This is a genomic window from Zwartia sp., from assembly GCF_049655405.1.
Taxonomy (GTDB): domain Bacteria; phylum Pseudomonadota; class Gammaproteobacteria; order Burkholderiales; family Burkholderiaceae_B; genus Zwartia.
Genome location: NZ_JBASJR010000011.1, coordinates 149879 through 163192 on the forward strand (window position 1 = coordinate 149879; position 13314 = coordinate 163192).

8 protein-coding genes and 2 tRNA genes are annotated in these 13314 nt (G+C 48.3%); 3 read left to right on the top strand and 7 right to left on the bottom strand.

Translation table 11 applies throughout. The features are described 5' to 3' along the window. Positions 1-121 precede the first annotated feature (121 nt). A complete protein-coding gene (locus WBJ47_RS08530; protein WP_422244154.1) occupies positions 122-1933 on the top strand; it encodes a di-heme-cytochrome C peroxidase in 1812 nt (603 codons plus the stop codon). A 293-nt stretch (positions 1934-2226) separates the two neighbouring features. Here WBJ47_RS08530 and WBJ47_RS08535 read toward each other — a convergent pair whose 3' ends face one another. The 3 genes from WBJ47_RS08535 to WBJ47_RS08545 form a co-directional block, all read right to left on the bottom strand. Next, positions 2227-3351, bottom strand: a complete 1125-nt coding sequence (locus WBJ47_RS08535) for a tetratricopeptide repeat protein (RefSeq protein WP_422244153.1) — start codon at positions 3349-3351, stop codon at positions 2227-2229. Positions 3352-3359: 8 nt separating this feature from the next. Continuing rightward, positions 3360-4862, bottom strand: a complete 1503-nt coding sequence (locus WBJ47_RS08540; RefSeq protein WP_422244152.1) for a DUF4331 family protein — start codon at positions 4860-4862, stop codon at positions 3360-3362. Positions 4863-5119: 257 nt separating this feature from the next. Next, positions 5120-5195 (bottom strand) — tRNA-Asn (locus WBJ47_RS08545). Between the two features lie 263 nt (positions 5196-5458). Here WBJ47_RS08545 and corA point away from each other — a divergent pair. Then, positions 5459-6424: a magnesium/cobalt transporter CorA gene (gene corA, locus WBJ47_RS08550; protein WP_422244151.1), complete on the top strand. Its 966-nt coding sequence runs from the start codon at positions 5459-5461 to the stop codon at positions 6422-6424. On the opposite strand, the gene WBJ47_RS08555 is transcribed toward corA, so the two are convergent. Further along, the gene (locus tag WBJ47_RS08555; protein ID WP_422244150.1) at positions 6421-8922 is read right to left on the bottom strand and encodes a YgiQ family radical SAM protein; all 2502 of its coding nucleotides are present in this window, start codon (positions 8920-8922) and stop codon (positions 6421-6423) included. The two genes, corA and WBJ47_RS08555, sit on opposite strands and share 4 nt — an antisense overlap. A gap of 144 nt (positions 8923-9066) precedes the next feature. Here WBJ47_RS08555 and WBJ47_RS08560 point away from each other — a divergent pair. Continuing rightward, positions 9067-9142 (top strand) — tRNA-Thr (locus WBJ47_RS08560). A 40-nt stretch (positions 9143-9182) separates the two neighbouring features. On the opposite strand, the gene WBJ47_RS08565 is transcribed toward WBJ47_RS08560, so the two are convergent. The 3 genes from WBJ47_RS08565 to alsS all read right to left on the bottom strand — a co-directional run bounded on the left by WBJ47_RS08565 (position 9183) and on the right by alsS (position 13263). After that, the gene (locus WBJ47_RS08565) at positions 9183-10622 is read right to left on the bottom strand and encodes a patatin-like phospholipase family protein (RefSeq protein ID WP_424585347.1); all 1440 of its coding nucleotides are present in this window, start codon (positions 10620-10622) and stop codon (positions 9183-9185) included. Positions 10623-10704: 82 nt separating this feature from the next. Further along, positions 10705-11565, bottom strand: coding sequence for an acetolactate decarboxylase (budA, locus tag WBJ47_RS08570; protein ID WP_422244149.1), 861 nt, complete (start codon positions 11563-11565; stop codon positions 10705-10707). A gap of 24 nt (positions 11566-11589) precedes the next feature. Next, complete coding sequence (gene alsS / locus WBJ47_RS08575) at positions 11590-13263, bottom strand: acetolactate synthase AlsS (protein WP_422244148.1); 1674 nt, start codon at positions 13261-13263, stop codon at positions 11590-11592. Between the last annotated feature and the right edge of the window lie 51 nt (positions 13264-13314).

Sequence of the window (13314 nt, forward strand, 5' to 3'; positions counted from 1 at the left end):
CTTGTATTTTACAATTTACAAAGTTGTTTACGTTCGTTGGATCTTAAAAATGCAGATCCTACAACAAACCCAAGTGCTTTGACAGCTCAAGCTCTGAAACAGATCAAATAGGTAATTTTTAATGTTTAGCCCTAATAAGAAAAACTTTATTAAATATAAATTACCTGCAATTTTTCTAGTCCTGCTGTTACCGTTTTATTCTGTCAGCGCACAGGAAATCAAAACACCGTCAGAAATTATTTACCTCAATCAAGCATGGACTGCTAAAGATCGAGCAAATTTTTACTGGAAATCCCAGGGGTCCGCGCTCCTTTCTTACGATATTTATCTTGCGCTGACGCTCCCTGGTACAAATGAGCTATTTAACTCTCGTTCAAATTCAGACCGTATGGGGCTACTGTTAGAACCATTCAACCAACAAGCCAACCCTGACGATCTGCCGGTGGGCGTCGCGAAATCAGTTGTGACCTCCGGAACACTTAGGGGCACTTACGCCGGTTTAACCTGTGCGGCTTGCCATACAAATCAGATTCAGTACAAAGGTTCACAAATTAGAATCGATGGTGGTAACGCCAGCCGGTTTGACTTATTGCAATGGTTGCAAACACTTTCACGCTCAGTCGATGCACCGCTCAAAGATCCAGCTCTCTTTGCATCACTTGCCAGTCGTATTAGAGAACGCAGTCCTGTTGATGAAATTGACTTAAAAGCCAGATTAAAAGCGGATGCTGAATTCATCAGACTTCAACTCAGTGAATCTGTCGTGGTGCCACATGCTCCTGGACCGGGACGAACAGATGCCTTTACTGAAGAAAGCAACACAGTCATTGCTATTCACACAGGTATTAGTGAAAATGCCCGTCCAGCATTGGCCCCGGTCAAGCCACCTTTCTTGTGGAATACACCGCAGTCTGCCTGGGTCGAATGGTCAGGGGTGGCCATCAACCCCCTTCTCAGAAACTTCAGCGAAGTGCTTGGCGTATTCGCTCGGTACGATCTTTCTGCATCTCAAAAAAACTTCAACGAAGTTGAATCCACAATCGATTTAAAAGGACTCATTGAAATAGAACAATCTATTCGACGCCTCGCACCACCCGCATGGCCTGAAAAAATACTAGGCAATTTGGATCCCGCGCGGGTAAAAGATGGCGCCAATCTATTCCAAAAGCACTGTATCGAGTGCCACACAGCCTACCCATACCGCTGGAGCGCTCCGCGCGCCAAAGGTGTCAGAATGATTGAAAATGCGATGGTTCCACAAGACATTGTCGGCACTGATAAGCAACACTTATTAGGCATTTTATTTAATCAAAAGCCATCAATACTGACCAAGCATCTTGCCGACAAACTGCAAGGTAAATCGGTTGTCACCGCCGGTGAGTTATTCGATGCTCTGGAAAAACCGATGATTGAGTATGCGTTAAAGCAAGCAGGCCCTTTTACTCCCGACGAAATTCTCGATATGAATGGCTTCATCGATGCAAGCGTTGATTTAACCCCGCCCGTGAATAGCTATAAAGCTGCACCACGCGATGGTGCCTGGTCTACAGCTCCGTTTTTACATAACGGTTCCATTCCGAATATGTACGAATTACTTTCTCCGCAATCAGAGCGTTCCAAAACGTTTTATATCAATCGCGAGTTTGATCCCGTCAAACTTGGATTGGATACAGAAAAAAGCAAAGATGGATTTCTGTTTGATACCAGCCTGATTGGTAATTCAAACGAAGGTCATTTGTTTGCTGAGGGTAAGGGTCCAGGCATTATCGGACCTGAACTCACACCCAATGAGCGTTTTGCACTGATCGAGTACCTCAAATCTATCCCAGAAGTGCCTGGTCGTGTCACACCTTTTGGCGGACCGGAAAACCCTTTGATTGCGGATCAAGATCCCAAGTGGTTCAACACCAAGCACCCTTATGGACGCAAATGAGCGAAAAGGTTATTCGCTCAAAACATTAATCCTAAACAACCTTCCAGTTTGACGAGACAAGAACCCATTGACATGGTTCTGACTCTGGGTTTCCGGAGGCAAGAAAATCGTCCCAGCCCGCTAATTTCAACCTTGCCGTAGAAGCAAAGGGATATTTTTGTTTAATCATATCCACTGAATCTGGGCCCACTAAAGCAGCACTTGTGACATGGTCAGCGAAAGGTAACGGGCTAGTCAGCGGAGCAAGAACAGCCACCCCAGTACCTAAAATGAATGTTCTGCGACTGATCATATTACTCGTCGCCTTGTTCAGATATAAAAACGGTATGTTGGTACGCTGGGATAGAGCCCCACATTGCAAAGGATTCCTCGGCTATGGCCTGAGCCCGATCATGTGTCGAGGCAACGAGTGCAGCAGCATACGCGGCTTCATAGGCAGCCAACGTTGGTCTGTTGAGCAAGTTCTTATTTGCTAATTCAAATGCGCGGTCACTTTCCTGATTCGTACCAAGATAGAATTCGACCGCATGATCCGCAAACCCTAGTTCATGCTGACTTAAAAGATCCCGAAATCTAGACTTGGCTTTCAGTAAAAAAATTTCGCTTTCGGCCTGATTGTTTAACCGCTCTTTTAGTTGTGAATAACGCCAAAAAACCTCAGGATCTTCTGTATCGATGATTGGATCGAGCGTGGCAGCTGCCTGATCCAACAGATGCCTTTCAATATAAATTTCCGACAAATGAACCCTTGCGTGCACATAATGAGGAACGTATGCAATCGCGGCCTCATACCAGCCCGCCGCCTCGTCCAAGTCCGGTTCCGGTACCGTTTCACCATGCAATACGCCTAATTGAAAACACACCCAGGCTAGTGCGAAAGGGGACAAATCATCATACTCACGTATCGCTTTCAAATACGTCAAATGAGCTTTGTCATACTCCCCTAAATCTGCAAATAAAGCAGCCAACGGCACTAAGTTTTGGATGCCTCCAAGTTGCTTGGCCCGACCAATGCGTTCATTCAGAACCGCACTTAGATTTCGTCCTGTAGCCTGATCAATACTGAGGCGAACAGGTGTGATCAACTCTGGATCTACACCGCATCGCTCAGCCATACTCAGAAGCTCCAAAGACTTGGGAAAATGATGCATGGCTGACGAAATTTGTGCCGCGGCCAAATAATGGTTTCCAACAAGGCCATCCGTAGAAAGCATTTTTTCTGAAAGCATTGAAAGGCGGCCCAATGCTGCATAATCACCCAAGAACTGAATTCTTTTTTGTTCTTCGTCAATTAACGCCTCAATGATGCCCGTACGATCGAAAGATGCATTCAAAACGCTCCAGCAACGTTTGAGCATGCTTTCATGATTCAATCGTGCCAGCTCACCGTCGGTCGCAAAAGGAACTTGAGTAAACATACCCTTTATCAAGTTGGATTCCTTTGCTTAAAGTGTCTTTTAATTTCAGCGATGCCTACGTCAACAAACGTATTCAGAACCAAGCCAACAAATAGCTCACCTTGCCCATCAGGTAAATATTCGATTTTCCACGAAAGCTCTGATCCTAGACCATCAGCTTTGACATGCAATGTCGTCACCAGAGGTTGAGCAGGTATGCCGCTGATTAATTTATATTTTAAAACCTTATCTACGGCATCTCTTTCAAGTAAAAGTTCAATCAAGACTTTTCCATCAACCAAACGCTTCGTGCGCAGCTGTTCCGAGCCAGCAAGTGTCATTTGCGTTTCTACAACCAACGGCGTCCAAGGTCGCTCAAAATGACCGACAAAGGCCCAGAGATCATCAGGCGATGCATCGACCTTGACACTTTTATTAACCGTCAGCAAACTCACGTTCGGTGAAGCTAAATACGGAAAGGTTTTATTGCTTTTTTGTGTAGCTTGTGTGGCAGGGCTTTGCAAAAAAGGCCCATGGTCGCGATTGATTATCCAGGTCAACAAAATATCGACTGCGTTGGCGTCAAGCGTTCGACCACCGCCCGTTCGATGCGTCTGACCGTTAATCACGCTTTTCTCTATCTCAAGATGACTGTGGTCATCGATCGATTTAGACACATCCATCAATAAAAAATCATTCAGATAAACATTGACGTTGGCATTTAAATCCGTTTCAGACCAATCGCGTTTCCCGTCCTTCATATCCCATAGTCTTAAATGCCGAGTCAATCGCTCGCGAAATATAGGCAAAACAGACGGGTCCACATCAAAAGGTGTTTGCTGATTCCAGAGATCCAGGAGGTTGACCTCACCTGGAATTGTGATGAGGTAATTGGCCAGTTCGGGTCGACCGGCCCAATCAAATCGTGGAATGCTATTGAGGGTTGGTGTCGTATCGACGGGTGTAGACTCTCCAATTACTCCGAAAAGTGAGCCTTTTTCAGGCTGCAAGAGTGCGGCAGTGTCAAACTCAATAACCAAGCCAAGTACGTTATCGTCTTGAGTCAGGTTCTCACCACCCTGCAAAGTGGGCGAGTTATACCATCCGATAAAAAAGGGATCAGAACGTAGCCCGGCAAAAACACGGACTGTTCCTTTCGCTGAGGTGGAGCCTTGCGTATCACCCACCCTGACAGACAACATTTCGCCACCAGGAATCTTACAAATGCCTGCCTGTGAGGGCCTGCCGCCACTTTGATTGCGCTGCAATCGGTCAAATTTAAACTGAAAACGTATTTCTTCACCGTAAGCTTTAAAATGTGCCTTTGAGCCAACGCCCTCAATATTGACTCTTTTCAATACTGCGTTGTAATACGCAGCATTTGAGAACCAGGCAGACTCCCCTGCTCCGGGAAACACATTAACCACAAGAACCGTTCGGGTTGGATTTTCTGGGCTCGTAAATGCAAAAATATCCGTCAAGTCAATTGATGGATCTGCCATTGTTCGGGGTCCATCAACATGGTCAGACATCTTAATTATCCTGTGAGTTTTATCACTTAAAAATTTTGGGAAATGGTTTAGGCAACTTATTGCGACCAATATAGCCCAGGCCAGTCTGTTTAGATGCAAACGCTCGATAAATGGTGTGAATCAGCTTTGCTGTGTGGTGCAGTTCAAAAGTACAAAACCGGTTGAGACGTGTACGGCGCTGACATCAGATCCAATCATAAGCGGCTGGGTTTTAGCCAAAAAAAACAGCAGCCAAAAAGGCTGCTGTTTCATATACTTGGCTCCCCGACCTGGACTCGAACCAGGGACCTGCGGATTAACAGTCCGTCGCTCTACCGACTGAGCTATCAGGGAATAGTCTGACGCATTCAAAATTGGACTTAAGCTTTTGGCTTAATTCTTGAAAATTTTGACGTTTTTCAAACACAAAAGATTCTAGCACATTCTGAGACGAAATTGATGGCTTGGAATCCTTCCCCGTTCACAATCAAAAAAGACAAGACTAATGGGAAGTGATCCAGTCATTTCCCCACTATAGGTAGACGTCATGCTTGTTACGAAGTTAACCTGAGCCCAAGTAATATCTCTCTTCATTGAAACGTAAGGTTTAACCAAAAATGCTGATCAATTGCGTGGTTTACCGGGACGGCAAAAAGCTTGCAGACATCGACGTTGCAGACATCAGTGATTGGATTGATCAGCCAGGTTGCTTTATTTGGGTCGCCATGCGCGACGCATCCATGGATGAACTCAATCAAATGCAAGAGGAGTTTTCATTACACCCCTTGGCAATTGAGGATGCCGCCAAAGGACATCAGCGACCAAAAATTGAAGAATATGGAGAAACTGTCTTTATCGTCATGCAACTGCTTGAACAGAGAGATGACACCCTACATATAGGTGAAGTCGCCATATTTGTGGGTCGTAATTTCGTCCTTTCTGTTCGAAGAGATAGCGATCAAAACTTTCTTGGCGTCCGCGTCAGGTGTGAAAGAGAACCTGAGCTACTTAAACTTGGAGCAGGCTTTGTTTCCTATGCTTTGATGGACGCCGTGGTCGATCGCTATTTTCCGATCGTGAATGCTTTGGAAGCGGATCTCGAAGCCATCGAGTCACGAATTTTCATAGAAAACGCAGCGCGTTCAAATATTGAGCAACTCTATGCACTCAAGCACCGAAGCGCGACGCTCAGGCATGCTGTCGTGCCACTATTGGAGGTGGTGGGTAAGATGCATGGCGCTCGCGTGCCTGCAGTATGCATGAATAGTCAAGAGTATTACCGTGACGTTCACGACCATTTGGCACGCATTAACGGAGCTGTGGATGCGGTGCGAGATACGATCGCAACCGCTATTCAGGTCAACTTATCCATGGTCACAATCGAAGATTCCACTGTTGTCAAACGCCTTGCGGCTTGGGCTGCAATTTTTGCCGTATCGACTGCACTGGCAGGAGTCTGGGGCATGAATTTCGAGGTCATGCCTGAACTGCAATGGAAGTATGGCTATCCAACTGCACTGGTGGTGATCGGGTCGATTGCCGGCTTTCTTTACTGGCGCTTCCGCCGTAAAGGCTGGCTCTAACTCTTACGTCGCGGAGGTAGTCCTGTGTGTTGCGTGAGTATCTGACCGGAACGCACGGACTTGGCAGACCGCACTGCTGCTGAAGGTTTAGCAGGCAGGCCTGACTTTAAGGCGGCCTTCGCCCCCACTCTGGCCGCCACCTTTACAGGAGTCTGGATGATAGATTTTCCATACGTGGCAACAGGTCTGACAGATGGAGCGGTGCGAACAGGCTGAGCCGTTTTGACCCCTCTTGCTCCGGCAGCTTCAGTGCTATTTTTACGACGAACACTGGTATAGCTCCCGTCAGTCTGTGGCTGATGAAAAGGAATCAAGTGCTTTTTCCCATTACCAATCAGATCGGCGCGTCCCATGGCTTTCAGGGCCTCTCGCAACAATGGCCAGTTGTTGGCATCGTGATAGCGTAAAAAAGCCTTATGCAAGCGGCGACGGCGATCACCACGCACGATATCGACTGTTTCGCTCTCACGTGTCACGCGGCTCAGAGGGTTGCGGCCCGAATGGTACATGGCGGTCGCAGTGGCCATCGGACTGGGATAGAACGTTTGCACCTGGTCGGCACGGAAACCATGGCTCTTGAGCCACAAAGCCAGATGCATCATGTCCTCGTCCGCCGTGCCGGGGTGTGCAGCAATAAAGTAAGGCACTAGAAACTGCTTTTTACCGGCTTCTAGGCTGAACTTATCGAACAACTGCTTAAAACGATCGTAGCTTCCAATGCCGGGCTTCATCATCTTGGATAATGGTCCCATTTCGGTGTGCTCAGGTGCGATCTTAAGATAGCCGCCCACATGGTGCGTCACGAGCTCTTTGATGTACTCAGGCGATTTGACCGCCAAGTCATAACGCAACCCCGAACCAATCAAGATTTTCTTGACGCCCTTAAGCGCGCGCGCGCGTCGATACATATGAATCAACGAGCTGTGATCAGTATTGAGGTTTTGGCACACATCGGGATACACGCAGCTCGGCTTGCGACAGGCAGACTCGATGGCCGGACTTTTGCAACCGATGCGATACATATTGGCGGTCGGACCACCCAAGTCAGAAATCACACCCGTAAAGCCTGGCACCTTGTCCCGAATTTCCTCGATCTCACGGATGACAGAGTCTTCGCTACGGCTTTGGATAATCCTGCCCTCGTGCTCAGTAATCGAACAAAAGGTACAGCCACCAAAGCAGCCGCGCATAATATTGACGCTAAAGCGGATCATCTCCCACGCGGGGATCTTGGTGACGCCGTCATGCCCACCGTTTTCGTCCGCATAAATAGGATGTGGGCTACGCGCATAGGGTAAATCAAACACTAGATCCATCTCCGCGGTGGTCAGCGGAATCGGTGGCGGGGTGATCCAGACATCGCGTGCAGTCCTGCCATCTCCGTGCGCCTGAACGATGGCACGTGCGTTACCTGGATTGGTTTCCAAATGCAGCACACGGTTTGCGTGCGCATACAACACGGGATCAGACTTCACCTGTTCGTAAGAAGGCAGACGAATCACGCTACGGTCACGGGGCGGAACCTTGAGTTTGCCCTTGACCTGCAAGGAAGGATTAGGCTGAAAGAGAAGCGGTGACTCTGTTTTGCCACCTACAGCGCCTTTAACGGCCTTGGAGCCTTTGGCCGCAGTTTTAGAGTTGACCTCGTCCGCAACAGCGCGCGCCTCATCATTGCGCGCACAGCTTTCGCCTTGTTCGAGGGCTTGCTCACTAATCATCAAATAAGGATTGACGTGGGCCTCTACCCTGCCCGGCGCGTCGACACTCGTCGAGTCAATCTCAAACCAGCCCTCTGGGGTCTCACGGCGCACAAAAGCTGTTCCGCGAACATCGGTAATATTTTGCACAGGCTCTTTGGCTGCCAGGCGGTGGGCGATTTCCACCACCGCGCGCTCAGCGTTGCCATACAACAGCAAATCACATTTGCTATCGACCACGACCGAACGGCGAACTTTGTCGGACCAATAGTCATAGTGTGCGATGCGTCGCAGCGAACCCTCGATGCCACCCAAAATAATCGGCACATCTTTGTAGGCTTCTTTACAGCGCTGGGTATAGACAATTGCGGCGCGATCGGGGCGCTTGCCGCCCACATCACCTGCCGTATAGGCGTCATCGCTACGCATTTTGCGATCCGCCGTATACCGATTGATCATCGAATCCATATTGCCCGCTGTCACGCCATAAAACAAATTGGGCTTGCCTAGGGCTTTAAAGGGTTCGGCGCTTTGCCAGTCAGGCTGAGCAATAATGCCCACACGAAAACCTTGGTTTTCAAGCATCCGACCGATCACAGCCATACCAAAACTGGGGTGATCCACATACGCGTCACCCGTCACGATGATGATGTCGCAGCTGTCCCAGCCGAGCTGAGTCATCTCGTCACGGCTCATCGGCAAAAAAGGGGCGACCCCAAAGCGCGCTGCCCAAAACTTACGGTAGCTACTTAGGGGTTTTGCATCACGGGGAAATAGGGAAACGTCGGCGTAGGTAGTCATATACCCCTATTATCCGAGTAATTACCCCTATAAACAAGGTTCGCCTCAAGACCCAAAGGGTCTTAGGAGGGTTAAAACCGTTGCATCGAGACAAAAAACAGCCTGAATGAGGACGACAAAACGCTCTGATATAATTTTTTAGTCGCCGATGTAGCTCAGTTGGTAGAGCAGCGCATTCGTAATGCGAAGGTCGTCAGTTCGATTCCGATCATCGGCACCACATGCACCAAAGGGGCGTTTCAACAATGCCCCTTTCACCCTTATTTTGGCTGAATAACATTTGCCCCGATGTCTTTCAATAACCGCTGAAAGTCAGGAGACTTTAAAAGAATCTTACCTGCGGCAGCTCGCAATTTATCCACATCTGCGTCATCCAGTCTAAAAGAAGTTGGCAGTTGATTTAGATACTGACGCTCCTCAACATCATCGAGTTCAGAAAAAGAAACATCAATCGGATAAATTTCTGCGTCTGGGACATTGCTCACATACTGCTTTGCAACCTCTCTATCCTTTTTACTTCCACGATCAAACGAAGCCGTTTCGCGAACTTGCCTCAATAGCTTCCACCGAGCCTCTGTATCTTTGAGTTGATCAATTTGCTCACCCGAATACCGATCAATTGGCACGCCAGCGGCTTTCACAAGAACTGATAGAGATCCTGGGGCATCTTCTTTTTTTGCCCAATCCGTTTTTGGTATAGACAAAGAATTTACAACCACTACCACAATACGTTTGACATGATCCAGAGGCGTTTTAAATCCCGCTGCGCGCATCGCTTCCATCAAATTAATCACGTCAAGCACCCCACGCAAGCCGATATTGTCTGATACACCGCCATCTACCAGATGTATGTACGGTTCTTGACCATTTGCAAGTGTTGAGAGCTCTTTAATTCTTGCTATGACTCTAGAGGCAGGCCGAGGAGGCTCTGGATTGTTTATAAAAGGCTCAACCCACTCCGGCTGTACATAGCGACAACTGCCACCATAATTGTTAATCGTAAGTGGTGACAATACTACCGGAACTGCTGATGAGGCGGCTGCGGCGCGAGCAATTCTCAAGGAACCAATATCTGAGCACAACATATCAAAATTTTGTTTTGAGAATACGAGTCGAGCGCCACTTGTAATATCAGTCGCGCTCACGGCGATGACAGGTCCTTCTTTTTTATCCAGATCAGCGAATGTCGCACCCTCAAATAAAATCTCGTCATATAGATCGGCTGCTAACTCCGATCGACCCCAGCCAATCGACGACAGCTCACCCCAATGAACGGGATTCAGCACTCGAGAAACAATTTCACCTTGAACATCACGCTTTAGAAAGCGCTTTTCATACTCATCAAATAAACGGTCGCCATAGAGCTTGTATGCCAGAGCAGTAAAACTTCCGCCGGAGACACCCGTAATCACATCTACCTGATCCAGCAAACGACCTTTTTTGCCATCACTTCTGACAAACTCCGTGCTCTTAAGCGTTTCCAGTACACCATAGGAAAAAGCAGCGGCTCGAGTGCCCCCGCCCGAAAATGCGAGAACGACAAGAGTTTGAGCTTGCTTCTCATCTTGATCTTTTCGTTCAACGCTATAAGGTTTGGTGTAACTTACCGCGTCTAGACGTGAGTTAATCGGTCTCGACGCGCAACCCGCAAGTAGTAAAGCACTCAATAAGCAATGCAATAGATTTGTTGTGCGTTTCAAGTTTGTCTTCTTGATAAAAACTTATCTGACATAACAATGTAGCTGAGATATAGCACTCATTGAGCCTTGCCAAGGCCATACTTTACTTCGCTTGTGCCCCTTCTGCCTTTTTTAGGGCAGCAGCAGGATCAGCAGACAGATCCGCCTTTAGAAAGTCAGGAGACTCAGGGAGTGCCATCGTGAGTTGATTGGCATCCATGACTTGTATCTTGAGATGATTGGCGCGAATGCCCAAAATATGGCCTCCGTGCCGATGATCGCTCGACAGCAAGTGCAAGTGATATCCAGGAATATTAAAGGTGCGCGCGTAAACCGGCGACCAAAAACCGATCAGAGTGCCTGAGATATTTTGCAGCTTAAATTCAGCTTGATGGCTGGTGGCCGTGACAAGATCTGTGCCCGGTGCTGATTGACAGGCGACCCGATAGTGAATGTCGTCAAAGACTCCATCGATACGAATGGCAGTAAACAGATTATCTGAGAGACGCAGTCCATCAATATGCGTACAAAGTTCTTCCCAACTGTTGACAGTCTCAATCACGGCAGATCGGTCGGCCTCAAACTCAGCGCTTACCCAAAAAGGGGCTGAAGCTGAATCTGGCGGCTCATTCACTGAACCATCCCCTAACGCTTGATACACATGCCCGTCCAGCATCATGCCTTCGCCATCCAGCATGTCAAAGGTGCCAAGACCAAAATCGCCGTGCGTTTTAATCGTCCCCACATTGACGCAGCCTTGATACACCCCCTGCACCAAGGCGGCCGACGTGGATACTTGATGTAGCGTGTGATGTTCAACACCGAGAGATTTCGAGAGCGCATCTTGCACCAGGTGATCCATTGTTTCACCGGTTGCGAGACATCGCTCTTGCATAGCCCGGTAAAGCGTCTCTGAGACGTTGACGCTGAGGGCCTGACTACTAGGGATGTTGACTTTTGGCATGGTGGTTGATTGACCTTGTGAAGTCTAGTTCACAAAACTTTGTATGACATTTTGCATTAAACGCTGGTTTTGACTGTAGTCGACAGGCACATGAATCAGCACGGGCACCTCTGATTTAAAGGCTTCTTCGAACACCTTGGACAACTCGTCTGCAGATTGCACGCGATACCCTTTACAACCAAAGGACTCCGCAAACTTCACCACATCATAATGACCAAGTTGAATACCTGCCGTTTCTCCGTAGTGTGCTTGCTCCTGAAAAGCCACCATGTCAAACGAGCCGCTATCCCAAATGACATGCACAAATTTCGCACCAACCCGGACCGCCGTGGCAAGCTCCGTTGCCGTAAATAAGAAACCACCATCACCCGATGTCGTCAGCACACGATCGCCCGGATACAGCAAACTCAACGCAATCCCCCACGGAATAGAGACACCCAGTGTTTGCTGACCATTACTCACCAAAACTTGACGGGCAAAATCAGCGGCACAATAACGATTTGTCCAAATGTAATTAGAGCCAACATCCAGGGCCACGTGTGTGTTCGGCGTCATTTGCTTTTGCAACTCGTGGACCAGTCGCAGCGGTTGAACGGGAAACTTGTTCATTGCCTGCCCCTCAGCGAGGGTGTCCTGAATTTCTTTAACAGCTGCTTTTGCCGTATCGACATAGCCAGACTCAAGCTGAATGTTCACGCCTTTAGCCAAGACGTTGAGCGACTCGCCGATATCACCAATGAGTTCAGTGACGGGCAAAAATGCGTTGTCTTGTTGTGCCGGGATGACATCCACACAGATCACAGGACGCTTGCCGCCTACATTCCATATTGACGGATCATATTCAATCGGGTCATAGCCAATCGTGAGTATGGCATCCGCTTCATCGAGCAATTTATCAGCAGGTTGATTTCGAAACAAACCGATGCGTCCGGCGTACGTTGCACCACTCGCTTTTGCAACCCAGGCACCTGCCCCCTGAAAGGTTGAGACGTAAGGAATCTTGGCTTGTTTAAAAAAGTTGATCAATCCCTCTGCCGTATCGGGATGCGACGCCTGCATTCCCAAAATCGCAATAGGACGCTTGCTGGCATTCAAAATATTTAGTGCTTCAGCGATGGTTGATTGTGCAGCTGCACCCATCGGCAATGGCTTACCCCAAGACGCGTGTGCATCTCCAGGATAATCTGCAAGACCTACATCTTTGGGCAAAGATAAAAACACAGCTCCGGGGCGACCACTTTCTGCAACCCGGATCGCATTGCCTAATGCTTCACCGACTTGGTCAGCCGAGAGAATTTCCGCTGACAGCTTAGTCGCTGCTTTCATCAGACTCGTGGAGTCCAACGATTGGTGCGTCTTCTTTAAACGCTCACTCACTGGCACCTCGCCTCCAATGGCTAGGACGGGATCGCCCTCACTGGTTGCGGTAGCAAGTCCGGTTGTCAGATTAGTCACACCCGGTCCGGAGGTCGCAATACACACACCGACCTTACCTGTTAAACGCCCAAATGCTGCAGCCATAAAAGCTGCATTCTGTTCGTGCTGGCACAGGATGAGTTTTATCTTAGAGTGCTTAAGCGCGACAAAAAGACTATCGATCTTAGCGCCTGGTATGCCAAACACATGTGTCACGCCATGATTTTCAAGCATAGTAACAATCGCGTTGGAACAGTTTTTGGTGTTGTTTGGCTCAATCATTTTTTGCGCTAAGTTATTGCGAGTAAGTAATGTTGTGTATAAAAATATTCT